This window comes from Streptomyces inusitatus (assembly GCF_014651115.1).
GTDB classification, from domain to species: domain Bacteria; phylum Actinomycetota; class Actinomycetes; order Streptomycetales; family Streptomycetaceae; genus Streptomyces; species Streptomyces amakusaensis.
This window is the reverse complement of record NZ_BMWG01000014.1, coordinates 135,948-159,702: the sequence shown is the minus strand read 5'-3', so window position 1 is coordinate 159,702 and position 23,755 is coordinate 135,948. Positions and strand designations below refer to the sequence as shown.

Genomic DNA, 23,755 nt, shown 5'->3' with positions numbered 1-23,755 from the left:
CGGCCCGGGCGGACCCCCCCCCGGACCGGGTGGGGTCGGGGCTCCCGGGGCCCGGGCTGGCCGGGGCGGGGGGGCGAAAATGACCCCCCCGCCCGCCGTGCCGAGTACCGGTGCTGGTGCTGGTGCTGGTGCCTGACCGGTACCGATGGCGGGTCAGGCGCGCTGCCGGTTGCCCCGCATCGCGATCCAGGCCCGGTCTCCGAGGAAGACCAGGAGGACGGCGAAGACCAGCTGGAGGGCGTGGCGGCCCCAGTCGAAGCCGGGGGTCTCCGCGATGCCCATTCCGCCGGCGGCCCAGTTGCCGAGCACCGCGCCGCCGATGCCGCAGATGGTGGCCAGCCACAAGGGAAGGTGCTGTTTCCCGGGCAGGATCGCCTTGGCGATCAGGCCCAGCACAAATCCCACGATGATCGCCCACAACCAGCCCATGGCTGCCTCCTCGTACGGCTCCGCGTGAGCAGTTACGCCGTCAGTCTCGGCCCATTCGGGCTACCGCGCATGTCGGACACCGCCATACGCGCGGCGACGGAGGGAGGGCACGCCTTCGGTGGCCGCCCCCGCCCTCGTGGCGGTCGCGGCGGCGGCGTACCGTGGAACCCGTCCGGGCCGGGGAGCGTCCGACAGGGAAACCAGGCGGTGGAATGTGATGCGGAAGCAGACGAACGGCGAGGTCTTCCGGATCACCGGGGCCCGGCAGGGACTCGCGGACGACGTTCGCGGGCGGCAGCGGCGCTATGTGATCTCGATGTCGGTGCGGACCGTTTCCGTGGTTCTGGCCGCCACGCTGTGGAATGTGGAACGTCATGTGGCGATCGTGGCGCTGGTGCTGGGCGTCCTGCTGCCGTATGTGGCCGTCGTGATCGCCAACGCGGGCCGGGAGAACGTCCCTTCGCTGCCCTCGTCCTTCATCCGCGAACCGCTCCGTCCGGTGATCCCGCCGGTCGCGGAAACGACGGCGGACAGGACCGCGCCGGACCCTGAGGCGGAACCCGAGGCGGAATCCCACCCGGAATCCGGCGCGCGGAACAGCGCGCCGGACGGGGCGTCCGTCGGCGGATCCGGGGGCGACGCCGGGGGTCGGCGGGCGGGCTGATCGACGGCCGAACCGGGCTCCCGTTCCTCAGGAAAAGCTCAGACTCTTTCGTGAAGTTCCGGTGCACCACACCCGGTTACCCGTGACATACTTCGTACGCGCTCCGCATCCCCCGTCGGAGCGACGGACCGACGCCGGGCAGCTCCCCCCGTGGCTGCCCGGCGTCGCCATGTAGTGGAGCATTGCGCACGTGAGCGACGAGTCCCCGATCTGTTCGGCCAAGGGCTGCCGTGCCCCGGCGGTGTGGGTGCTGGCCTGGAACAATCCGAAGCTGCACACACCGGAGCGCCGCAAGACCTGGCTGGCCTGTGACGAGCATCGTGAACACCTCTCCGGATTCCTCGGTGTACGCGGTTTCCTCAAGGACGTCGTGGAGCTGAAGGAGTGGGAGGCCGCCCGGGAGGCCGGGCCGGACTCAGCCGCCGATCGCTGACATGGGCCGGCTCGGCTGAAGGAACGAAGGGTCGTCCAGACCCGAGCCCGCTTTCTTGCCCCGCATCGCCGCCCGCCACATTCCGGCTATCTCCTCGTCGGGCGCGTCCGAGCGCAGGGCCGCCCGCAGATCCGTCTCCTCCTGGGCGAAGAGGCAGGTGCGCACCTGGCCGTCGGCGGTGAGCCGGGTCCGGTCGCAGGCCGCGCAGAAGGGGCGGGTGACCGAGCCGATCACTCCGACCCGGTGCGGTCCGCCGTCCACCAGCCAGCGCTCGGCGGGGGACGATCCGCGCTCCTCGCCGCCCTCGGGGGTGAGGGTGAAACGGGCGCGGAGGGTGTTCAGTATGTCGCCTGCCGTGATCATTCCCTCGCGCTTCCAGCCGTGCTGGGCGTCGAGCGGCATCTGCTCGATGAAGCGCAGCTCGTATCCCTCGGCCAGGGCCCAGGCGAGCAGCTCCGGGGCCTCGTCGTCATTGAGGCCGGGCATCAGCACCGTATTGACCTTGACGGGGGTCAGCCCGGCTTCCCGGGCGGCCCGGAGGCCGTCCAGCACGTCCTGGTGGCGGTCGCGGCGGGTGAGCCGCTGGAAGACCTCGGGCCGCAGGGTGTCGAGGGAGACATTGATCCGGTCGAGGCCGGCGGCCTTGAGCGCGCCGGCGGTGCGCTTGAGGCCGATGCCGTTGGTGGTCAGCGACATGCGGGGCCGGGGCGTCAGCCGCGCGGACCGCTCCACTATGGAGACGAGTCCGGGGCGCAGCAGCGGCTCTCCGCCGGTGAAGCGGACTTCGGTGACGCCGAGGAGGGTGACGGCTATCCGGATCAGCCGGACGATCTCGTCGTCGGTGAGCAGATCGGGCTTGGCGAGCCACTGGAGCCCTTCTTCGGGCATGCAGTAGACGCATCGCAGATTGCACCGGTCGGTCAGTGAGACCCTCAGATCGGTGGCGACCCGGCCATAGGTGTCCAGCAGCACCATGTCCCTCCCCTTCCACGCTCTCCTCTTCGAGCCTACGTCAGCCCACTGACATCGCCGGGCTCCGGACCGGACCCGGGCCGGAAACCGGGCCCCCGGAGCCGGGCCGGCGGGAGCGTGTCGTAGGACACTACGGCACTCCCCCGCCGGGCGGCCGGTGGATCAGTGGGCTCCGGTGCCGGTGAGGGACTTGACCTCCAGTTCGGCGTACTTGCCGCTGTCGGGCTTCTCCTTCGAGAGCACGGAGCCGAGCCAGCCGAGCAGGAAGCCCAGCGGGATGGAGACCAGGCCGGGGTTCTCCAGCGGGAACCAGTAGAAGTCGGCGTTCTTGAACATCGACGTGGGCTTGCCGGAGACGACCGGCGAGAAGAGGACGAGGACGACGGAGGAGACGAGTCCGCCGTAGATCGACCACAGGGCGCCCTGGGTGGTGAATTTCTTCCAGAAGAGGCTGTAGAGGATCGTCGGCAGGTTCGCCGAGGCGGCGACGGCGAAGGCGAGGGCGACGAGGCCGGCGACGTTCAGATCGCGGGCGAGCGCGCCGAGGGCGATGGAGACGACGCCGATGGCGACGGTCGCCCAGCGGGCGGCGCGGACCTCTTCCTTCTCGGTGGCCTGTCCCCTGCGGATGACATTGGCGTAGATGTCGTGGGCGAAGGACGAGGACGAGGCAAGGGTGAGGCCCGCGACGACGGCGAGGATGGTGGCGAAGGCGACGGCGGAGATCACGGCGAGCAGGATCGCGCCGCCCGCGGAGTCGGTGCCGCCGATGTGGAGGGCGAGCAGGGGGGCCGCGGTGTTGCCCGCCTTGTTGGACGCGGTGATCTCCTCGGGGCCGACCAGGGCTGCCGCCCCGAAGCCGAGCGCGATGGTCATCAGGTAGAACGCGCCGATGATGCCGATGGCCCAGTTGACGGACTTGCGGGCGGCCTTCGCGGTGGGCACGGTGTAGAAGCGGATGAGGATGTGCGGCAGTCCGGCGGTGCCGAGGACCAGGGCGATGCCGAGGGAGATGAAGTCGAGCTTGGAGATCTCGGTGGAGCCGTACTTGAGGCCGGGTTCCAGGAAGGCCTGCCCGTGTCCGCTCTTCGCGGCGGCGGTGCCGAGCAGGTCCGAGATGTTGAAGTTGAACTTCAGCAGCACCAGGAACGTGATGAGGAGCGTTCCCGCGATGAGGAGGACCGCCTTGACCATCTGGACCCAGGTGGTGCCCTTCATCCCGCCGATGGTGACGTACAGGATCATCAGGATGCCGACGAGGGCGACGATCAGCACCTTGCCGCTGTCGCTGGTGATGCCGAGGAGGAGTGAGACGAGGACGCCGGCGCCGGCCATCTGCGCGAGCAGATAGAAGATCGACACAACGATGGTGGAGGTGCCCGCGGCGGTTCGGACCGGGCGCTGGCGCATCCGGTAGGCGAGGACGTCGCCCATGGTGAACCGGCCGGAGTTGCGCAGGGGTTCGGCGACCAGCAGCAGGGCGACGAGCCAGGCGACCAGGAAGCCGATGGAGTAGAGGAAGCCGTCGTAGCCGAAGAGGGCGATGGCTCCCGCGATGCCGAGGAAGGAGGCGGCCGACATGTAGTCGCCGGAGATCGCCAGGCCGTTCTGGAAGCCGGTGAACTGGCGTCCGCCCGCGTAGAAGTCGGCGGCGCTCTTGGTCTGGCGTCCGGCCCAGACGGTGATGAAGAGGGTCGCGACGACGAAGGCCCCGAAGAGGGCGATGATCAGTGGCCGGTGTTCGGTGGTCGCGCTCTGGGCGGCGAGGTGGAGTGCGCTGGTCACAGTTCGGCCTCCATCCGTGCCTTGATGGCGTCCGCCTTGGGGTCGAGGCGGTTCGCGGCATGGCGTGAGTAGAGCCAGGCGATGAGGAAGGTGGTGGCGAACTGGGCGAGGCCGAAGACGAGGGCCACATTGATGTTGCCGAAGAGCCGGGTGCCCATGAAGCCGCCGGCGTAGTTCGAGAGCAGTACGTAGAGCAGGTACCAGAGGATGAACGCGACGGTCAGCGGAAAGGCGAAGGAGCGGTAGGTACGGCGGAGTTCGGCGAACTCGGGGCTCCGCTGCATGGCGACGAACTGCTCGGTCGTGGGCTGCGCGGGGCTGGTGTCCCTGTGGCCGTCGGGCGGTGGCGGTGCGTCGGTAGTCACGGACTCTCCTCGTGACGCGGGAGCGGTGGGGATGGACAAGTCGGGCCTTCGTTCGAGCCTGTGCTGCGGGGCGGTTTGATGTTGCTCCACCCCCTGACAACGGCACGGAGAGCACGCCGGGCCGGTTCAACATCGGCCTTTTTTCTTCACGATCGACACTTTCGGTTCAGGTTTTCCTCTCCAACTCATTGATGACGATCAAGATCGGCGATAACTTCGCTGGTCATGTACCCGTCCGGCGCAGCCGGTGTCCGGGCGGCCCTCACGGATGATGTGGAGAACCCATGGCTCAGCTGGGAACCAGGCGCCGACGTGCCCTCGCGCTGCCCGTCGGTCTGGCGCTCACGGCCTCGCTCGGCTTCGTTCCGGCCGGGTCGGCCGTCGCCGCCGCGCCCGCCACCACGCCCGGTGCGGTGGTCACCGACGGGCCGAAGCTGTCGTACGTGGTCAACGTCAAGGGCAACAGCCGGAAGACCGCGAAGTCGGTGAAGCAGGAGATAGCCAAGGTCGGCGGGTCGATAGTGATCGACTACGACCGAATAGGCGTCATCGTCGTCCACTCGCAGAACCCGGCGTTCGCCCAGACGATCCGCACCGTGCGCGGCGTCGAGTCGGCGGGCGCGACCCGTACGGCTCCGATCTCCCCCGCCACCGACACCTCCACCGGTGCCGAGCGTCCGCTGACCGCCCAGGAGGCCGTGGCCTCGGCGGCCAAGGCGGAGGCGGAGCAGGACCCGCTGGAGCCGTTGCAGTGGAGCCTGCCCGCGATCAAGGCGGACCAGGCGCACAAGAAGACCCTGGGCAGCAAGAGGGTCACGGTCGCGGTCATCGACACGGGCGTCGACGACACCCACCCCGACCTCGCGCCCAACTTCGACACGGCCGCCTCGGCGAACTGTGTGAGCGGCAAGCCGGACACCACCCCCGGCTCCTGGCGTCCGGCCCCGGGCGAGAGCGACCACGGCACCCATGTCGCGGGCACGATCGCCGCGGCGAAGAACGGGGTGGGCATCACCGGTGTCGCCCCGGGTGTGAAGGTCTCCGGCATCAAGGTGTCGACCCCCGCCGGATTCTTCTACACCGAGGCGGTCGTCTGCGGCTTCATGTGGGCCGCCGAGAACGACGTCGAGATCACCAACAACAGCTACTACGTGGACCCGTGGCTGTTCAACTGCAAGAACGACCCGGACCAGGCGGCCCTGGTCGAGTCCGTCACCCGTGCCACCCGGTACGCGGAGCGCAAGGGCTCGGTGAACGTCGCCGCGGCCGGCAACAGCGCCATGGACCTCGCGTCGGACGAGCTGAAGGACACCACCAGCCCCAATGACACCACCCCCGGTGACCGGCTGGTGAACCCGAGCGAGTGCCTGGACATCCCGACGCAGCTCCCGGGTGTGGTGACCACCGCCTCGCTGGGCGCGAAGAACCTGAAGTCCTCGTTCTCCAACTACGGTGACGGCGTCATCGACATCTCCGCCCCCGGCGGCGACCGCACGGCCTACCAGAAGCCGGACGCTCCGGCCACGGACGGCCGGATCCTCTCCACCAGCGTCAACGGCAAGTACGTCTACAAGGCCGGTACGTCGATGGCCACGCCGCACGTGGCGGGCGTGCTCGCGCTCCTGAAGTCGACGAACCGGAGCGCCTCCCCGGCCGCGCTGAAGGCGCTGCTGGCCGCGCAGGCGGACAAGCAGGAGTGCACCAACCCGTACGACTACAACGCCGACGGCGTCGTGGACGCGGTGTGCGAGGGCGGCAAGGACAAGAACGGCTTCTACGGCGAGGGTGTCGCCGACGCTCTGGACGCCGTTCGCCGCTAGTACCTGAAGTCCGTCGTCCGGCTCGTTCCGGACGCACAGCGGTCAGGGGGGAGGGGCCGGGCGCGGCAGTCGCGTCCGGCCCCTCCCTTCGTCGCTCTCCTCGTCGCTCTTCCCATCACTCTTCTCGGCCGTGCCGCCCTTCAGTGGCCTCCGCGCGGTCAAACCGCCGGGATGCGGCCAGCACCCCGAGGGTGAGCAGCAGTTGGGCCGCGCTGTACAGGAACATGATCCAGAAGTCGGGCGCGGGGGGCCTCGGCCACTCGGCCAGCTCGGTGGCGATGAGCAGGTCCGAGATCAGGAAGAGCGCGCCGCCCGCGCCCGCGGCGGGTCCGAGGCCGCCCGCCCGCCAGGCCGTCGCGGCCAGCAGTACCGCGTATCCGGCGACGGGGACACGCAGTCCGGCGGGGAGGCCGGGCCACATCGGGGCGACGACGGCCACCAGCAGGACGGCGTAGAGCGGTCCGAGCGCCCTGTGCGGCGGGCGGCGTCCGAAAAGCGCCAGATAGCAGAGGTGTCCGGTGGCGAAGAACCCCATGCCCGCGAGGAAGGCCCACTCCGCGTCGAGGAGCAGGAAGACATCGCCCGCCCAGCCCAGGAGCAGCGCGGCGATCAGGAGGCCGGGGCCTCCTCGTACCGCGGCGTACGCGGCGAGCAGCGGCATCAGGAGCGGCTTGGCGATCCAGTGGCCGGCTTCCGCGCCCGCGAGGAGCGAGACGAGATCGGCGAGGACCGCGAGGGCGAAGGCGGCGAGCAGGACTTTGCCGAGGGTGTCCCGGGAGAGGGCGGCGGGACGGGCGGCCGGGACCGGGACCGGGGTGCTGCGGGCGGGCTCGGACCGGTTGAACAGGTGCTCGGCATCGGGAGTGTTCGGCATGGGTGCACCGTAGAGGCGGTGCGCGGGGCACGGCCAGATGTTGTTACCAATAAGTATGTGAGACGACCCGTCAGCACTGCGATCATCGGACACAAGCGAACATAAGGGATGTACGGGGCAGGCGGCTCGGGAACTGTCAGTGAGGGGCCGTATTCTCTGTGACCATGCTCGACGACAGCACCGCAGCAGCGACGGCGTGGCCGCCCGCGTATCCCCAGGGGTACGCGGTCGTCGACGTGGAGACCACCGGCCTCGCCCGCGACGACCGGATAATCTCCGCTGCCGTGTACCGGCTCGACGCCTTCGGCGACGTCGAGGACCACTGGTACACCCTGGTCAACCCGGAGCGCGATCCGGGACCGGTGTGGATCCACGGCCTGACCAGCGATGTGCTGGACGGCGCGCCGCTGTTCGGGGAGATCGCGGAGGAGTTCTCCGAGCGGCTGGCGGACCGGGTCCTCGTCGCCCACAACGCCGTGTTCGACTGGTCCATGATCGCCCGGGAGTACGCGCGCGCCCAGCGCGCCGCGCCCACCCGGCAGCGGCTGTGCACCATCGCGCTCTCCAAGGAGCTGGCGCTGCCGCTCCCCAATCACAAGCTGGAGTCGCTGGCCGCGCACTTCGGCGTCGTCCAGCAGCGCGCCCACCACGCGCTGGACGACGCGCGCGTGCTGGCGGAGGCGTTCCGTCCGAGCCTGCACACCGCCGCCCGGGACGGAGTGCGGCTGCCGCTGCTGGAGTGCCGCCCGCTGACCGAGTGGTCGGACTCCCCCGCCACCCCGCGCGTCGGCTACCAGCCCTCGGGTCCCCACTCCTCGGCCGGGCGGTACGGCCCCGGCAGCTGGCGCCCCTCGCGCAGGCGGCCCGCCTGCCCGTACCCCAACCCCGGACGGTACGAGGCGGGGAAGTCGCTGAAGCAGGGCATGCGGGTGGCGATCTCCGGCGACACCTCCATCGACCGGGAGCTGCTGGAGGACCGGGCGATCGAGGCCGGGCTGCACATCGCCACCAGCGTCTCCCGGCTGACCAGCCTGCTGGTGACCAACGACCCGGGGGCCGTCACCTCCAAGACCGCCAAGGCGAAGTCCTACGGCACTCCGGTGATGGACGAGGCGGCCTTCACCCAGCTGCTGCGCGATGTGACGCCCGCGGACGGCCCCGGCGCACCGGGATAGCGGGCCCATGGAGCCGGCGGAGGAGCCCGTGGACGGGACCCACCGAAAGCACGGACCGGGGCGAAGGGTACGGTCGACGCCGTGTACCGCTTCCTGTTGACCCGGCAGTGGGTGTCCCTCACCCTCATCAGCCTCGTCCTCATCCCGACGATGGTCGAGCTGGGGTTCTGGCAGTTCCACCGGCATGAGCGCCGGGTCGAGCAGAACGCGCTGATCGCCCGGAACCTGGACCACGAGCCGGTCCCGGTGACCGAGCTGACCTCCCCCGGACACACCGTCCCCCGCTCGGACTACTGGCGCGCGATCACCGCCACCGGGGTCTACGACACGGCCGGCGAGGTCGTCGTACGCCGCCGGGTCAACGTCGACGAGAAGGTCGGCGCCCAGGTGCTGACCCCGCTGGTGCTCACCGACGGACGGATCGTCCTGGTCAACCGCGGCTGGATCCCGCTGGCGGTCAACCAGCAGGCCTATCCCGAGGTGCCGCCCGCGCCCAAAGGGACGGTGACCGTCACCGGCCGGCTCAAGGCGGACGAGACCACGAAGGGCAGCGGCATCAAGGACCTCGCCGGTCTGCCCGACCGCCAGGTCATGCTGATCAACAGCGAGCAGCGGGCCGAGGCGCTCGGCAAGCCCGTGCTCGGCGGCTATCTGGAGCAGACCGACCCGAAGCCCCCCGGGACGCTCCCGGAGCTGATCCCCGAGCCCGAGCACGACTCCATCGGCGCGCACATGGCGTACGCGATCCAGTGGTGGCTGTTCGTCGCCGGAGTCCCCGTCGGCTGGGTGATCCTGGTCCGCCGCGAGGTGCGCGACCGGCGGGCCGCCGCGGCCGGGACCGCGTCGGAACCGGCCCCCTCCCCGGCGAACGCCTGACAGCCGTACCCCGTCTGATTGGTCCACCCACCGGGCGGGAATGCGCCACTGCGTGACCCTACGCATCGAGGACTACGCCCTGATCGGCGATCTTCAGACGGCGGCGCTGGTCGGCACGGACGGCTCCATCGACTGGCTCTGCCTGCCCCGCTTCGACTCCGCCGCCTGCTTCGCGGCCATCCTCGGCGACGAGGAGAACGGCCACTGGCGGATCGCGCCCAAGGGCGCGGGCCCCTGCGCCCGGCGCGGTTACGCGGGCGACTCGCTCGTCCTGGAGTCGGTGTGGGAGACCCGCGCCGGCACGGTCAAGGTCGTCGACTTCATGCCGCAGCGCGACGAGGCGCCCTCCGTGGTGCGGATCGTGGAGGGCGTCAGCGGCTCGGTCGAGATGGAGTCCGTACTGCGGCTGCGCTTCGACTACGGCTCGGTGGTGCCCTGGATGCGGCGCGCGGACGGCCGCCGGGTGGCGGTCGCCGGACCCGACTCGGTGTGGCTGCGCAGCGAGCCGCCGGTCAAGACCTGGGGTCAGCAGTTCAGCACCGTCTCCTCGTTCGCCGTCGGCGAGGGCGAGAAGGTGGCCTTCGTCCTGACCTGGCACCCCTCGCACCTGGAGCGCCCCGGGGAGCTGGACCCGTTCGAGGCCCTGGAGTGCGGCCTGCGGGACTGGGGCGAGTGGGCGAACCGCTGCCGGACCGAGGGCCGCTACCGGGATGCCGTGGTCCGCTCCCTGATCACCCTCAAGGCCCTCACCTACGGTCCGACCGGCGGGATCGTCGCGGCGCCCACCACCTCCCTCCCGGAGGAGATCGGCGGCGTACGGAACTGGGACTACCGCTTCTGCTGGCTGCGGGACTCCACCCTCACCCTGGACGCGCTGCTCGACGCGGGCTATCAGGACGAGGCCGCCGCCTGGCGGGACTGGTTGCTGCGGGCGGTGGCCGGCGACCCGGCCGACCTCCAGATCATGTACGGGCTGGGCGGGGAGCGGCGGCTGCCGGAGACGGAGCTGCCGTGGCTGACCGGGTACGCGGGCTCCGCCCCCGTACGCACCGGAAACGCGGCGGTGAAGCAACTCCAGCTCGATGTGTACGGAGAGGTGATGGACTCCCTCTTCCTGGCCGGCGAGGCGGGTCTGCCCACGCAGCGGCACGCCTGGTACCTCCAGCTCAGCCTGCTCGGCTTCCTGGAGTCGAAGTGGCGCGAACCCGACGAGGGGCTGTGGGAGATCCGGGGCCCCAGGCGTCACTTCGTGCACTCCAAGGTGATGGCGTGGGTGGCCGCCGACCGGGCGGTGCGCACCCTGGAGGCGGACTCCTCGCTGCGCGGAAACGCCGACCGCTGGCGGGCGATGCGGGACGAGGTCCACCGGGAGGTGTGCGAGAAGGGGTACGACCCCCGGCGCAACACCTTCACCCAGTCCTACGGCTCCGCCGAGCTCGACGCGGCGACCCTGCTCATCCCCCGGGTCGGCTTTCTGCCGCCGGAGGACCCCCGGGTGTCCGGCACCGTCGACGCGGTCCGGGCGGAACTGGGCACGGGAGGCGGGCTGGTGCGCCGCTACAGCGCCGAGGGAGCGTCCGTGGACGGGCTGCCGGGGGGCGAGGGCGCGTTCCTGGCCTGTTCCTTCTGGCTGGCGGACGCGCTGCGGATGACGGGCCGGGCGGCGGAGGGGCGTGAGCTGTTCGAGCATCTGCTCACTCTCCGCAATGATGTCGGACTGCTCGCCGAGGAGTACGACCCGGCCTCGGGCCGGCAGCTCGGGAACTTCCCCCAGGCGTTCAGCCATATCGCCCTGGTGACGACCGCTCTCGCGCTGGACCGGGAGGAGGCGGCAGGATAGCCCCATGGATCTTGGACTGAAAGACCGCGTCTATGTCGTGACCGGCGCTTCGCGAGGGCTGGGCAACGCCTCCGCGCGGGCACTGGTCGCCGACGGCGCGAAGGTCGTCATCACCGGGCGCGACGAGCGGACCGTCCTGGACGCCGCCGCCGAGCTCGGCCCCGACGCGGTGGGCCTGGCGCTGGACAACGCCGACCCGACGGCCGCGGACCGGCTGATCGCGGCGGCCCGCGCCCACTTCGGCCGGTTCGACGGGGTGCTGATCAGCGTGGGCGGACCGGCCCCGGGGTACGCCGCCGACAACACAGACGAGCAGTGGCGGTCGGCGTTCGACTCGGTGTTCCTGGGCGCGGTGCGGACGGCCCGCACCGCGGCGGCGGAGCTGGGCGAGGGCGGGGTGATCGGCTTTGTGCTCTCCGGCTCCGTCCATGAGCCGATCCCCGGCCTGACGATCTCCAACGGGCTCCGCCCCGGCCTGGCGGGGTTCGCCAAGTCGCTCGCCGACGAACTCGGCCCCCGGGGCATCCGGGTGATCGGCCTCCTCCCCTCCCGTATCGACACCGACCGCGTCCGCGAACTGGACGCCCTCTCCGGCGACACGGACGCGGCACGGGCCGCGAACGAATCGCTCATCCCGCTGCGGAGGTACGGCACCCCCGAGGAGTTCGGCACGGTCGCCGCCTTCCTCCTCTCCCCGGCCGCCTCCTACCTCACCGGTGTGATGCTCCCGGTCGACGGCGGCACCCGCCACGGCTTCTGATTCCCGGGCCATTCCCCCCGTGCGGCGGTCCACCGGACCGCCGCACGCCCAACTGCCTTCAGCCATATGCGAGTTGCCCCGGAGGCGGGAAGAGAGATCTGGTGCCCTTGTTCGAAGCCTGCTAGATTCGAGCTACTGGACCGCTCGTTTCAAAACGCTCGGGCCTGCCAATGATCCCTTCGCGGATCGAGGTCACCATCCAGAGGATCTGGTCAAGAGCGCACACGCAGAGAGCAGGACACGCGGAATGAATGCGATGGCGCCCCGGCGCGCGCCCGTGGAGACCGGCCAGAGAGCTTTGACGCTCCACCGAGGCAGCACGACCACGGCAGAATGAGTTCCACCACTCGTGCGATCCGCGGTGCCATTCAGGTCTCTGCCAATACGCATGAGGACATCGCACAGGCGACTGTCACCCTCGTCGATGCGGTGATGGGGAAGAACGGCCTGGATTCCACCGATGTCGAAGCCCTTTTCTTCACCATGACGTCGGATCTGACCGCCAATATCCCACCCCTCGCCATCGTCGAGCGGGGATCCGTCGACGCCCCCTGTCTCTGTGCGGCGGAACCTCGATGGGACGGGGAAATGCCTCGCGTGATCAGGCTGATGGCCCTCATGCACAAAGAGCGGGACGCAGCGCTTGAGCACGTCTATCTGAACGGCACCGCCCCCACGAGGCCCTGACCCGGCCCACGGGACACCAGAACCCCATTGCCGACGGAGAAGGATTTCGTCATGCCCGAAAACGCTTTGGCGACCGCACTGATGGAGTCCGAAAGGGCGGTCGGGGGTGACACCGCCCGGGTCGTCCACCCCGTTCCCCCGGAGCCGAACGTCTCCATGTTCGCCTCCCGCCGCGTACCGGCCGTCATCCGCCCCGCCCGCGCCGACCAGGTCCCCGGGATCGTGCGCGCCTTCGCCCACGAGGACACCCCGCCGCTGCACGCCGTCTCCACCGGCAGGAACTGGGGCCTCGGCTCGCGCGAGGCCGCCGGCCACGACGCCGTACGCGTGGAACTCGACGACCTCGACAGCATCAGGGAACTCGACGCCGACCACGGATGGGCCGTCATCGAACCCGGCGTCACCCAGCGCCAGTTGTCGCGGGAGCTCCAGGACACCCGGCGCATGCTGAACGTCACCGCCTCGTCCGGCTACTCCAGCGTCCTGGGCAACGCCCTGGACCGAGGGGTGGGTCTGCGCAGACAGCGCACCGAGGACCTGGTGGGCCTGGAAGTCGTCCTCCCGGACGGGGAGCGGATCCGGGTCGGCTGGTGGCCGCGGCGGGGAGTGGACACCGCGGTGAACCCCTACGGGCTGGGGCCCTCGCTGCTGCACCTGTTCACCCAGTCCAACTACGGCATCGTCACCGCCGGAGTGATACGGCTCCTCCCCCGCCCCGAGACACAGCGCGTCCTGCGCCTCGGCTTCGAGTATGACAACGTTGTTGCCGCCGTGGACGAACTGCGGCGATGGCAGGCCCAGGGGCTTGTGCACGGCGTTCTCAAGATCTACGACACCACCTCCGCCGCCTCCTACGGAACCAGCACGGCGCAGGGCGGCTACCTCGCCCACATCTCCCTCGGCGGCACCGCCGGAGTGGTCGACGCCCTGACCGACGCGGTCTTCGAACTGGCCGAGGCGTCGAAGCTGTTCACCGGCATCGCCCGCTCCGACAAGGAACCCCCGGCGGCCGACGACGTCGTCGCCCGTGTCGTCCAGCACGGATACTCCGGCAGCGTGGTCCACCACGAGGAGATGCTCCGCTCCGCCGTCGGCCAGCACGCGCCGCGCGTCGACGACCAGGGAGGCGGCTGGCTCTTCTTCCTCCCCCTGGTGCCTTTCGCCGGGGAGCACGTCGCCGCCGCCCTCCGCATCCTCGAAAAGGTCAGCGCGGAGACCGGCATCCGGGCCGGGGCCACCGTCAACGCGCTCGACTCCGACGTGATCGACCTGGTGGTGTCCCTCCGGTTCTCACGGACGGACGACGAGAGCGCCCGCGCGCACGCCGCCCTCGACAAGCTCTACGAGCTGTTCACCACGGCCGGATACCTCCCCTACCGCCTCGACGTGGATCACGGGCAGTGGACCGACCGTCTGCTCGACCCCGGGGCCCTCGCCCTCGGCCGGCGTCTGCGCGAGGCCGTCGACCCACACCGTGTGATCGCCCCGGGCCGCTACGCCTGACCGGGGTTCCGGCCCTCCCCCCCTTCCTCCAGACCACATCCAGGCACCTACGGAAGGACTCCCGCAATGAAACCGCCGATACGGGTCGTGCTGTTCTCGGAGGTCAACTCCAAGCTTGGCGCCCCTTTCCTGGACATGCTTCACGGACATCCCCTCGTGAATCTGGTGGCGGTGGTCACAAGCCCCGTCGACCGCCTGTGCGACTACTTCACCGCCGACACCGAACAGGTCGACCTGGAACAGCGCGGCAAAAACCTCGGCGTCCCCGTACTGCGTCCGGAGAAGGTCAACGACCCGGATTTCGTCCGGCGGATCAGAGACCTGGAGCCCGACTATCTGATCGTGGGGAACTTTCAGCGCATCCTCAAGGAGGATCTGCTCAGCACCCCGAAGGTGACCTGTGTCAATTTCCATCCGAGCGCGCTGCCCCGCTACGCGGGACTGGCCCCGTTCTACTGGATGGTGCGCAATGGCGAGACGGACGGCGCCGTCACCGCCATCGAGATGGCGGCCGGGCTCGACACCGGCCCCATCCTCACCCAGCACCGCACACCGCTCACCGGCCGCGAGACCGCCCTGGAATTACGCACGATCCAGGAACGCGCCAATGTGCTGATGCTGCTGGACCTCATCCCCCGGCTGGTGTCCGGCAGTTTCCACCGCATTCCGCAGGACCCCTCCGAGCGCACCTACTTCACCCGCCCGTCGGAAAATGAATTCCGTCTGGACTTCGCGCACTCGGTCCACAAGGTCAGCTGCCACATCCGGGCCGGATACCGAAATCCGGGGGCATTCGCCGAAACTCCCGGCGGTGACCGCGTGACGATCCTCTCCGCGGACGACACCACCCCGGCCGGGATGGGCCTTGAACCCGCCGGAACGGTGAGGCGCCTGGAGAACGGCCTGTTCGTCGCGTGCCGCGACGGATGGCTCCGGCTGCTCACGGTCGAATGGGGCGGCAGCGAGATGCCCGCGCAGGCCCACCGCGCGCTCACGGACGGAACCGTGCTGTCCGCCACCGTGCTCGAACCGGCGTAGACCGGAGGGAACATGACGCTCCGGCCGGCCCAGCGGCCCCACTCCGGCTTCACGGGCCGGCGAGTCGGCCGGAGCGGCGGCAAGGGAATGGACATATCGCTTTGAATCGCGTTCGGCCTCCGTCCCATTTGGCGGAATATTGTTCCATGCATTCCAGAAGATGTATGCTGACGGCCATGGGGCGACCACGACTGTTCGACGAAGACAGAGCCGTGGAGGCCGCGTGCCGCGTCTTCTGGACGAAAGGCTACGAAGGCGCCTCGACCGAGGATCTGTGCGAAGCCACCGACCTCAGACGCAGCAGCGTCTACAACACCTTTAAATCCAAGGCCGATCTCTTTCGCCGAGCCCTCAGTCACTACGTCGACACCATGACCGACCGGCAGATCGCAGTGCTGAGCGAAGACGGATACAACGCGGTCGAGCGCATCCGCAGACTCCTCGCGGTCATTGTGGAAGCGGAGATGGAGAACCGGAGGAGTGGCTACGGATCCGGCTGCTTCACCGTGAACACCATCACCGGGCTGGCATCGAAAGACCCGCTCGTGGCCGAGATCCTCGACAAGGATTTGAAGCGGCGTCTGTCCCTGCTCCAGTCCGTGATCGACGACGGGAAGCGGGCGGGGATCATCAGCTCCCCGATGGACGCGCAAGATCTGGCCTGGTATTTCGTGGCCGTCATCTACGGAATAAGGGTCGCCGCCCAGTCCGGGGCGGACGAGGCCGAACTGGTATGCATCGCCTCCGCCAGCACCGCCGTGCTCGCTCCCCGGCCACCGGACGGCGGCTAACTCACCCGGCGCGCCTGGTGCTTCGCCGCCTTGAGGCGCACCTCCACGGGGAGCGACCGCGCCCCCACCGACTCCCGGGCGTGCGCCACCGCCTCCGACGTCAGCCGCCCCAGCGTTCCGCCCGGAGAGGCGAACGGCTCCAGCGACAGCCCGACCCGCGCGCCGGGCCTGCCCCGCCGCCCGGTCAGCCGGACCCTTGCCCCCCGTACCCCCTCCAGCGACTGGGCCTCGCTCCGCAGCGCCTCCTCCAGCGCCCGTCCTCTCAGCCGCGCGCCCTCCCCGTCACCGCTGTCGACGAGGATCTCCGCGGGCCGGGCCCGCCGCAGCTGGGCCAGCAGCAGCCACAGCGCCAGCAGCACCAGGATCGCGAGTCCCGCGATCACCGCGGGCCACCACCAGCTCTCGTCGCGCCACCGCTCCCGGTCAGCGGCGCTCAGCAGGACGTCACGAGGCCCGTGCCAGGGCCACCAGGACGGCAGCGAGAGCCCCGTACCGGCGGCCAGGACCGCCCCTCCCCCGCAGACCAGCACCACGCCCGCGAGTCCGAGCAGCAGACGGTTGACCACCGGGAGCATTCCGCTCTCACCTCTTTCTGACGGGCGGCCGGGTGACCCGTACGGATCTCGAAGGCCGCTTGGCGAGACCGAGACCGGCGATCGCCTCGTCGAGCGCCCCGTCCAGATCCGTCCGTACGTCATCGAGCTCCCGGAAGTGGGAGTCGGCCCGCACCGAGACCTTCGAACGGCCCATCCGCACCCGTACGGACCGCACCCCGGGCACCTCCATCGCCCGGTCCCGCACGACCAGCGCCGCCGCCTCCCGGGTGAGACCCGCTCGTACGGAGGGCTCGTCGCGGCGCATCGGCAGCAGTCCGCGCAGGCCCGGGGTGAGGGCGAGGACGATCAGACAGACGCCGAGGGCGGCCGCGGCGGCCGCGACCGCGAGCACCCAGGGCTCTTCGAGACGCCACTCGGCCAGCCTCGCCGCGGCGACACGACGCCAGCGCATGGCGGGTTGGTCCGCCCGTACCGCCGCGATGTCGTAGAGCAGGACGCCCGCGCCGCCGAGCACCGCGACGGCGAGCAGCGCGGCCGGAACCCGGCGTACCGACCAGAAACGGCCGGCCTTCGTGTTCGGCACCAGAAAGGGGCCAGCGGAGGGGTCCGGCTCGGGGCCGCCGGAAGGTCCGGAGGGCTCGGGCGGCTCGGACGGTCCGGCCGGTGCGAGGGGCTCGGGCGGTTCGGGGGGCCGGGTCATCGGGGGCTCCCCGGGGCGGTGTCGCGGGAGTGGGGCGAGTGCAGGCGCTCGACCAGGACCAGGACTTCGGGCACCGCCATTCCGGCCAGGCCGCTCACCCGTTCGACCACGCGCCGGCGCACCGCGCCGCATCGCGCGCCGATGTCGGACGGGTAGTCGAGCTCCAGGCTGATCCGCACCCGGGCGGCGTCGTGGCGGACCACGACCGCGGCGCGGGGCGGGACGCCGCCCTCCGGTACGCCGACCGCCTCCCTGGCCGCCTGTGCGGCGATCTTCGCCACGACCCGGTCGGCGATGACGGTCGCGCCCCGGTCGCGGGCGGCGATCCGGGCCTCGGTCCGTTCATCCGCCCGGTCGCCTCCGGCCTCGCGGGATCCGTCGCCGACGCGCTCCGTGGCCACCGCGCGTCACCGGGGCCGGTCGCCGCGGTCACGGCCACGAGCGCGGAAGAACTCTCCGGGTTCGAGATCGCCCTCCAGGAAGCGCCCGGCCACGAAGCCGACCGCGCCAAGGGCGGCCACCAGCAGAAACGCGCCGAAGCCACCGAAGTACCCGGCGAAGCCGAGCGCCATGCCGGCCACCATGCCGACCATAGCCATACTCATCTGAGCCTCCTCTTCCGGTGCTTCGGGGCTACTGCAGACGGGGTTCCGGCTCGTCCTCTTCCTCGTCGGGGAGCTTCACATCGCTGACCGCGATATTGACCTCGACGACTTCCAGGCCGGTCATCCGCTCCACGGCGGAGATCACGTTCTCGCGCACCGCGCGGGCGACATCCGCGATGGAGACGCCGTAGTCGACGACGATCTCCAGGTCCAGAGCGGTCTGCACCTCGCCGACCTCGGCCTTCACCCCTCGGGTGACATTGGATTTGGCACCGCCCGGCACCCGGTCGCGGACCGCGCCGAAGGTGCGGGAGAGGCCGCTGCCCATGGCGTGCACACCGACCACATCGCGGGCGGCGAGTCCGGCGATCTTCTCGACGACGCCGTCGGCGATCGTCGTACGGCCGCGCGAGCCGGGATCCCCGCCGCCCCGTTTGCCGCTCGACGACTTCCTCAGCTCCCTCGGCTCCTCGCCCGAGCCGCCGGAGGACTCATTGCCGCTTCGTTCGGTCATCGCCTTGCGTCCTTTCCGGGGTTGCCAGGTCGTGCCGCACCGGATGCCCGGCTTCCGGAGACCCGGGACCGTCGCCCGGGTGTTCCCCGGGCCCGCGGTCCGTCCAGGGGGCCGCTCCGGGAATCGGGCTGATCCCGCGGACACCCTCCAGCCCACACTAAGCGCGGTTGCCCACTCTCGCCCCGGGGATGCGGCAGGCTGGGGATATGACCACTGCTGACGCGGTACGCGTACGTCTCGGTCTCGGCCGGCTCCTTCCGCTGGGCGGCCCCGGGGACGGGGCCTGGCTGACCGAGCGGGCGGCCGTCGCGGTGCTGCGGCGCGCGGCGGCCGGCATCCCGGGGGCGGCGCTGGGGAAGGTACGGCTGGCACTGGCGGATCCGGCGGAGGCGGGTGTTCCGGCGGTGCCGCCGCCACCGAGCGCGCTGCCGCCGGGGGCGCTGCGGATCGAGGCCGAGTTCGAGGCGACGCACGAGACGGGAAATACGGCGGGAGCCGGGGCAGGGGACGAGGCGGGGGCCGTGGCGGGGGCCGTGGCCGCGGTGCCCCGGCCGCTGCCCGACGTCGCGGACGCGCTGCGCGAGGCGCTGTTCTCAGCCGCGATGGACTCGTTGGACCTGGCGGTCGAGGCGGTGGATCTACGGGTGACCGCGCTGGTGGAGACGGTGCGCGGCGCTCCGGGCGGTCCTGCTTCGAGCGGCCCTGAGGCCCCCGCCGAGGAGTCCGACCGGGAGCCGCTCGCCCGGGCGGTGGCCTCGGTCCCCGGGGTCGCCCGGCTGACATCGCTCCTGGGCGCGGCGGTGCGCGTGACGCCCGGCGATGTCCGGGTGGAGGTGGCGATCGTGTCCGGACGGCGCCCGCTGGACGTGGTGCGCGCGGTCAGGGCCGCGGTGACCTCGGCGCTGGGTGACGACCGCCCGGTGGCGGTGGTGGTCACCGACGCGTCGGGGTGACGGCCGGAGCGGGTCCGGCCGGTGTCAGCGGCGGGCGGGGTCAGTCGCCGATGCCCGCGAGATCCCGGAGCCGGCGCGCCTGTGCCGCTCGTTCCGCAGCGAGCTGATCGTCGTACGAACGCCCGGTCGCGCCCCGGAGCAGCGCCTTGGTCTCGATGAGGGCGTCGCGCGGCGCGGCGAGGAGCGCGGCGGTCAGATCCCGTACGGAGGCGTCGAGGTCCGCGCCGGGGACCACCAGATTGGCGAGCCCGGTGCGCTCGGCCTCCTCGGCGTGCACCGAGCGTCCCGTGGCGCAGATCTCCAGCGCGCGGGCGTACCCCACCAGTGCCACCAGCGGGTGTGTGCCGGTGAGGTCGGGGACGAGTCCGAGGCTGGTCTCGCGCATGGCGAACTGCACGTCCTCCGCCACGACCCTGAGGTCGCAGGCGAGGGCGAGCTGGAATCCCGCGCCGATCGCATGGCCCTGGACGGCCGCGATCGTCACGATGTCACTCCTGCGCCACCAGGTGAAAGCCTCCTGGTACTCGGCGATGGCACCGTCGAGGTCCGTGTCGGAGGCCCGTGCGAGATCGAGGAACGACGGCTCGCCGTCGAAGCCCTCCGGTGTGAACGCCTGCCGGTCGAGCCCGGCGGAGAAGGACTTGCCCTCACCGCGGAGCACCACGACGCGCACGGTGCCCGGGAGCGACCGACCCGTGTGCGCCAGCGCCCGCCACAGGGCGGGCGACTGGGCATTGCGCTTGGCCGGATTGGTCAGAGTCACCGTGGCGACCGTGTCCTCGACGGTGAGCCGTACGCCGTCCTTGTCCAGCACGAGTTCGTGCGCGGAGCCGGGCGAAGTCATGGGGCGCCTCCGGTTCGGGTGGTGCGGTGTCTGTGCAGACGCAGACTAGCTAAGCGACTGCACAGTAACCACCCTCCACCGGTCAGCCTTCGGCGACCGGCGGTCGGTGGCCCGCTTCCGATGCCTGCCCGGACGGCCGTTCGGCCGACCGGGCGGACATCTCTCGAACCGGCGGGGAGCCCCGATCGTCGGGATCAGGCCGATGCGGCCTTCTTGCCTCGCGTGGCTCCGCCGCGCCCTCGTAGGATGACTCCGGACTCGCTCAGCATCCGATGGACGAATCCATAGGAGCGACCGGTCTCTTCGGCCAGCGCCCGGATACTCGCACCGGAGTCGTATTTCTTCTTCAGGTCTGCCGCGAGCTTGTCGCGCGCGGCGCCGGTTACCCGGCTGCCCTTCTTCAGAGTCTCGGCCACCCGTGCCTCCTCATGGGAAGTGCGCTCTGGACTTCTCATGATCACCCCTTGCGCCGTTCCTGGCCACCCATTCGACAAGGTCCGTAGAAGGACCTTCGCCGGGAATCAAACGCGCACCATGACCGGAATGGCTTATTCAGCACACCGGCGATCCTGGGCCCCGCTCGCTCTTTTCAGAGAAACCGCAGGTCAGCTACGGCGGGCTGGAGAATCCCCCGGCCCGCCCGACAAAAATGATCATGTGTTGAGAACTTCGCCGGGGTACGAGACACCCTCACCCAGATGATGGATCACCTGTGAGCCGAATGATCCATACGGAGTGGATCAGCGGCCTGGCCGGGCCGCCGCAAGCGCCGGGGCGAAGATCAGGCGAGGGCGACCAGGTCCGCGTAGTCCGCGCCCCACAGGTCCTCCACGCCGTCCGGCAGCAGGATGATCCGCTCCGGCTCCAGCGCCAGGACGGCCCCCTCGTCGTGGGTGACGAGGATGACCGCGCCCTTGTAGGTGCGCAGCGCGCCGAGGATCTCCTCGCGGCTGGCCGGGTCGAGGTTGTTGGTGGGCTCGTCCAGCAGCAGGACGTTGGCGGAGGAGACGACCAGGGTGGCCAGCGCCAGCCGGGTCTTCTCGCCGCCGGAGAGGACCCCGGCCGGCTTGTTGACGTCGTCGCCGGAGAAGAGGAAGGAGCCGAGCGTCTTGCGCACCTCGACCAGATCGAGGTCGGGCGCGGAGGTGCGCATGTTCTCCAGGACCGTGCGCTCGGGGTCCAGGGTCTCGTGCTCCTGGGCGTAGTAGCCGAGCTTGAGGCCGTGGCCCGGGGTGACCGCGCCGGTGTCGGGCTTCTCGACCCCGGCGAGCAGCCGGAGCAGGGTGGTCTTGCCCGCGCCGTTGAGGCCGAGGATGACGACCCGGGAGCCCTTGTCGATCGCGAGATCGACATCGGTGAAGATCTCCAGCGAGCCGTACGACTTGGACAGGCCCTCCGCGGTGAGCGGGGTCTTGCCGCAGGGCGCGGGCTCCGGGAAGCGCAGCTTGGCGACCTTGTCGATGGCCCGCACCTCCTCCAGACCGGCCAGCAGCCGCTCGGCACGCTTGGCCATGTTCTGCGCGGCGACGGTCTTGGTGGCCTTGGCGCGCATCTTGTCGGCCTGCGAGTTGAGCGCGGCGGCCTTCTTCTCGGCGTTCTGGCGCTCGCGCTTGCGGCGCTTCTCATCGGCCTCGCGCTGCTGCTGGTAGAGCTTCCAGCCCATGTTGTAGACATCGATGGCGGAGCGGTTGGCGTCGAGGTAGAAGACCTTGTTGACGACCGTCTCGACCAGTTCGACATCGTGGGAGATGACGATGAAGCCGCCTCGGTAGCTCTTCAGATAATCGCGCAGCCAGACGATCGAGTCGGCGTCGAGGTGGTTGGTCGGCTCGTCCAGCAGGAGGGTGTCGGCGTCCGAGAAGAGGATGCGCGCGAGCTCGACCCGGCGGCGCTGACCGCCGGAGAGGGTGTGCAGGGGCTGGCCGAGCACCCGGTCGGGGAGGCCGAGCGCGGCGGCGATGGTGGCGGCCTCGGCCTCGGCGGCGTACCCGCCCTTGGTGAGGAACTCCGTCTCCAGGCGCTCGTACTTCTTCATCGCCTTCTCGCGGGTGGCGCCCTGGCCGTTCGCCATCCGGTCCTCGTTCTCCCGCATCTTCCTCAGCACGGAGTCGAGGTCGCGGGCGGAGAGGATGCGGTCGCGGGCGAGGGTGTCGAGATCGCCGGTGCGCGGGTCCTGGGGGAGGTAGCCGACCTCGCCGGAGCGGGTGATGGTGCCGGCGGCGGGGATGCCCTCGCCGGCCAGGCACTTGGTGAGGGTGGTCTTGCCCGCGCCATTGCGTCCGACCAGACCGACGCGGTCGCCCTTGGCGATGCGGAAGGAGGCGGACTCGATGAGGATGCGGGCACCGGCGCGCAGCTCGATACCGGAAGCGGTGATCACGGACATACTCCAGGGCGGTGTGGACGGCGGAAGGACGGGCTTATGAGGCTGCGATGCCGTCTAATGCACAAGGAGAATGGCCATGGGGCCAGTCTAACGGGGCCCTGCAAGTGGTATTCGCGGGCCGGTCGCGCGCTCGGCGCCGGGGCGGCGCGAGCGGGGGAACAAAAGGGGCGACGGCCGGCGGTGCGGTCGATACTCGGCGCAGGGCGGCAAGGCGGCCGTCCAGTCGCACCGGACCCGACGGCGGTGGCCCATGCAGTTCGACGACGACGCCGATCTGGACACGTCCGAGGTCAGGGATGTGCGCGGGAGCCGCGTCCCGGGCGGCAGGGCGGCCGTCGGCGGAGGGGTGGCGGGGATCATCGCGCTGATCCTGGGGCTGATCTTCGGAGTGGGCCCCGATCGGCTGGGGCTCTCCTCCGGCGAGCCGGAGCCGGTCGCGACCGCGTCGACGCAGGCGGAGGTGGGCCGGGCCTGTCTGCGGGGCTCGGACGCCAACGCGCGGGAGGACTGCCGGATCGTCGCGGTGGTCAACAGTGTGCAGGACTTCTGGCGGGCGGAGTTTCCCCGGCGGCAGGGGCGCTACTCGGACGCCCGGACGGTGATGTTCACGGGCCGGGTGAACACCGCGTGCGGGACGGCGACCTCGGCGGTGGGGCCGTTCTACTGCCCGGCGGACCGGCAGGTCTATCTGGACCTGGGGTTCTTCGACGATCTGCGGAACACCTTCGGGGCCGGCGGCCCCTTCTCGCAGGCGTATGTGGTGGCGCACGAGTACGGACACCATGTGCAGAACCTGATGGGGACCCTGCGCAGGGCCCAGGACGGGCGGCAGGGCGCGGCGAGCAATTCCGTACGGGTGGAGCTCCAGGCGGACTGCTACGCGGGGGTGTGGGCGCATCACGCGACGACGACGCCGGACGAGAAGACCGGGCGTCCGCTGCTGACCAGCCTCACGGAGGCGGACATCGGGGACGGGCTGGACGCGGCGGCCTCGGTCGGCGACGACCGGATCCAGGAGCGGTATCAGGGGCGGGTCACTCCGGAGACATGGACGCACGGCTCGGCGGCGCAGCGGCAGCGGTGGTTCGACGTGGGGTACCGGAGCGGGGACATGGCACGCTGCGACACCTTCCGCTGACCCGTCGCTCTCTTCGTGAGGCTTTGAGCCAGGGCCTTGAGCCAGG

The 23,755-nt window shown here is 70.6% G+C and carries 26 protein-coding genes; 13 read left to right on the top strand and 13 right to left on the bottom strand.

The genetic code is table 11. The features are described from left to right. Positions 1 to 153: 153 nt before the first annotated feature. On the bottom strand, positions 154 to 429 hold the full coding sequence (locus IE247_RS21370; RefSeq protein WP_190124816.1) for a GlsB/YeaQ/YmgE family stress response membrane protein: 276 nt from the start codon (positions 427 to 429) through the stop codon (positions 154 to 156). Positions 430 to 646: 217 nt separating this feature from the next. Here IE247_RS21370 and IE247_RS21365 point away from each other — a divergent pair, with 217 nt between their 5' ends. Beyond that, positions 647 to 1,093, top strand: coding sequence for a DUF3099 domain-containing protein (locus IE247_RS21365; RefSeq protein WP_190124815.1), 447 nt, complete (start codon positions 647 to 649; stop codon positions 1,091 to 1,093). 190 nt (positions 1,094 to 1,283) lie between these two features. Then, entirely contained in the window at positions 1,284 to 1,526 is a 243-nt protein-coding gene (locus IE247_RS21360; RefSeq protein ID WP_190124814.1) for a hypothetical protein, read from the top strand. Here IE247_RS21360 and moaA read toward each other — a convergent pair. The 3 genes from moaA to IE247_RS21345 form a co-directional block, all read right to left on the bottom strand. Then, positions 1,509 to 2,498, bottom strand: coding sequence for a GTP 3',8-cyclase MoaA (gene moaA / locus IE247_RS21355; RefSeq protein ID WP_190124855.1), 990 nt, complete (start codon positions 2,496 to 2,498; stop codon positions 1,509 to 1,511). The genes IE247_RS21360 and moaA overlap by 18 nt on opposite strands. A 162-nt stretch (positions 2,499 to 2,660) precedes the next feature. Beyond that, the gene (locus tag IE247_RS21350) at positions 2,661 to 4,283 is read right to left on the bottom strand and encodes a monocarboxylic acid transporter (protein ID WP_190124813.1); all 1,623 of its coding nucleotides are present in this window, start codon (positions 4,281 to 4,283) and stop codon (positions 2,661 to 2,663) included. Further along, complete coding sequence (locus IE247_RS21345) at positions 4,280 to 4,648, bottom strand: DUF485 domain-containing protein (protein ID WP_190124812.1); 369 nt, start codon at positions 4,646 to 4,648, stop codon at positions 4,280 to 4,282. Before IE247_RS21345 ends, IE247_RS21350 begins: the two co-directional genes overlap by 4 nt. A gap of 284 nt (positions 4,649 to 4,932) precedes the next feature. On the opposite strand from IE247_RS21345, the gene IE247_RS21340 reads away from it, so the two are divergent. Beyond that, positions 4,933 to 6,468, top strand: a complete 1,536-nt coding sequence (locus tag IE247_RS21340) for a S8 family serine peptidase (protein WP_190124811.1) — start codon at positions 4,933 to 4,935, stop codon at positions 6,466 to 6,468. A gap of 115 nt (positions 6,469 to 6,583) precedes the next feature. Here the strand turns inward: IE247_RS21340 and IE247_RS21335 are convergent, their stop codons facing one another. Then, entirely contained in the window at positions 6,584 to 7,342 is a 759-nt protein-coding gene (locus IE247_RS21335; RefSeq protein ID WP_190124810.1) for a lysoplasmalogenase, read from the bottom strand. Between the two features lie 164 nt (positions 7,343 to 7,506). Between IE247_RS21335 and IE247_RS21330 the strand changes: the two genes are divergently transcribed. The 8 genes from IE247_RS21330 to IE247_RS21295 all read left to right on the top strand — a co-directional run bounded on the left by IE247_RS21330 (position 7,507) and on the right by IE247_RS21295 (position 16,012). Then, on the top strand, positions 7,507 to 8,517 hold the full coding sequence (locus IE247_RS21330) for a DEDDh family exonuclease (RefSeq protein ID WP_190124809.1): 1,011 nt from the start codon (positions 7,507 to 7,509) through the stop codon (positions 8,515 to 8,517). A gap of 81 nt (positions 8,518 to 8,598) precedes the next feature. Then, positions 8,599 to 9,393 (top strand): SURF1 family cytochrome oxidase biogenesis protein, encoded by a 795-nt coding sequence (locus IE247_RS21325; RefSeq protein WP_190124808.1) that lies wholly within the window; start codon positions 8,599 to 8,601, stop codon positions 9,391 to 9,393. A 52-nt stretch (positions 9,394 to 9,445) separates the two neighbouring features. After that, positions 9,446 to 11,233, top strand: coding sequence for a glycoside hydrolase family 15 protein (locus IE247_RS21320; RefSeq protein ID WP_190124807.1), 1,788 nt, complete (start codon positions 9,446 to 9,448; stop codon positions 11,231 to 11,233). 4 nt (positions 11,234 to 11,237) lie between these two features. Next, entirely contained in the window at positions 11,238 to 11,993 is a 756-nt protein-coding gene (locus tag IE247_RS21315) for an SDR family oxidoreductase (protein WP_190124806.1), read from the top strand. A 333-nt stretch (positions 11,994 to 12,326) separates the two neighbouring features. Continuing rightward, positions 12,327 to 12,680, top strand: a complete 354-nt coding sequence (gene aroH / locus IE247_RS21310; RefSeq protein WP_190124805.1) for a chorismate mutase — start codon at positions 12,327 to 12,329, stop codon at positions 12,678 to 12,680. A gap of 51 nt (positions 12,681 to 12,731) precedes the next feature. Continuing rightward, complete coding sequence (locus IE247_RS21305; protein WP_190124804.1) at positions 12,732 to 14,183, top strand: FAD-binding oxidoreductase; 1,452 nt, start codon at positions 12,732 to 12,734, stop codon at positions 14,181 to 14,183. Between the two features lie 66 nt (positions 14,184 to 14,249). After that, positions 14,250 to 15,221 (top strand): methionyl-tRNA formyltransferase, encoded by a 972-nt coding sequence (locus IE247_RS21300; RefSeq protein ID WP_190124803.1) that lies wholly within the window; start codon positions 14,250 to 14,252, stop codon positions 15,219 to 15,221. 164 nt (positions 15,222 to 15,385) lie between these two features. Further along, the gene (locus tag IE247_RS21295; RefSeq protein WP_229869254.1) at positions 15,386 to 16,012 is read left to right on the top strand and encodes a TetR/AcrR family transcriptional regulator; all 627 of its coding nucleotides are present in this window, start codon (positions 15,386 to 15,388) and stop codon (positions 16,010 to 16,012) included. Here the strand turns inward: IE247_RS21295 and amaP are convergent. From amaP to IE247_RS21270, 5 genes are all read right to left on the bottom strand, one after another. Next, on the bottom strand, positions 16,009 to 16,587 hold the full coding sequence (amaP, locus tag IE247_RS21290) for an alkaline shock response membrane anchor protein AmaP (protein WP_190124802.1): 579 nt from the start codon (positions 16,585 to 16,587) through the stop codon (positions 16,009 to 16,011). The genes IE247_RS21295 and amaP overlap by 4 nt on opposite strands. 7 nt (positions 16,588 to 16,594) lie before the next feature. Next, the gene (locus tag IE247_RS21285; protein ID WP_190124801.1) at positions 16,595 to 17,269 is read right to left on the bottom strand and encodes a DUF6286 domain-containing protein; all 675 of its coding nucleotides are present in this window, start codon (positions 17,267 to 17,269) and stop codon (positions 16,595 to 16,597) included. Beyond that, entirely contained in the window at positions 17,266 to 17,595 is a 330-nt protein-coding gene (locus IE247_RS21280; RefSeq protein ID WP_190124853.1) for an Asp23/Gls24 family envelope stress response protein, read from the bottom strand. Before IE247_RS21280 ends, IE247_RS21285 begins: the two co-directional genes overlap by 4 nt. Before the next feature lie 81 nt (positions 17,596 to 17,676). Continuing rightward, positions 17,677 to 17,874: a hypothetical protein gene (locus IE247_RS21275; protein WP_190124800.1), complete on the bottom strand. Its 198-nt coding sequence runs from the start codon at positions 17,872 to 17,874 to the stop codon at positions 17,677 to 17,679. Positions 17,875 to 17,902: 28 nt separating this feature from the next. Beyond that, the gene (locus IE247_RS21270) at positions 17,903 to 18,388 is read right to left on the bottom strand and encodes an Asp23/Gls24 family envelope stress response protein (RefSeq protein WP_190124799.1); all 486 of its coding nucleotides are present in this window, start codon (positions 18,386 to 18,388) and stop codon (positions 17,903 to 17,905) included. Between the two features lie 206 nt (positions 18,389 to 18,594). Here IE247_RS21270 and IE247_RS21265 point away from each other — a divergent pair, with 206 nt between their 5' ends. Then, entirely contained in the window at positions 18,595 to 19,341 is a 747-nt protein-coding gene (locus IE247_RS21265) for a hypothetical protein (protein WP_229869253.1), read from the top strand. A 40-nt stretch (positions 19,342 to 19,381) separates the two neighbouring features. Here the strand turns inward: IE247_RS21265 and IE247_RS21260 are convergent, their stop codons facing one another. From IE247_RS21260 to IE247_RS21250, 3 genes are all read right to left on the bottom strand, one after another. Further along, on the bottom strand, positions 19,382 to 20,185 hold the full coding sequence (locus IE247_RS21260) for an enoyl-CoA hydratase/isomerase family protein (protein WP_190124798.1): 804 nt from the start codon (positions 20,183 to 20,185) through the stop codon (positions 19,382 to 19,384). Between the two features lie 194 nt (positions 20,186 to 20,379). Further along, complete coding sequence (locus IE247_RS21255; protein WP_030163146.1) at positions 20,380 to 20,601, bottom strand: helix-turn-helix domain-containing protein; 222 nt, start codon at positions 20,599 to 20,601, stop codon at positions 20,380 to 20,382. A 365-nt stretch (positions 20,602 to 20,966) separates the two neighbouring features. Continuing rightward, positions 20,967 to 22,565: an ABC-F family ATP-binding cassette domain-containing protein gene (locus tag IE247_RS21250; protein ID WP_190124797.1), complete on the bottom strand. Its 1,599-nt coding sequence runs from the start codon at positions 22,563 to 22,565 to the stop codon at positions 20,967 to 20,969. A 256-nt stretch (positions 22,566 to 22,821) separates the two neighbouring features. On the opposite strand from IE247_RS21250, the gene ypfJ reads away from it, so the two are divergent. After that, positions 22,822 to 23,709, top strand: a complete 888-nt coding sequence (gene ypfJ / locus IE247_RS21245; protein WP_190124796.1) for a KPN_02809 family neutral zinc metallopeptidase — start codon at positions 22,822 to 22,824, stop codon at positions 23,707 to 23,709. Positions 23,710 to 23,755: the final 46 nt, after the last annotated feature.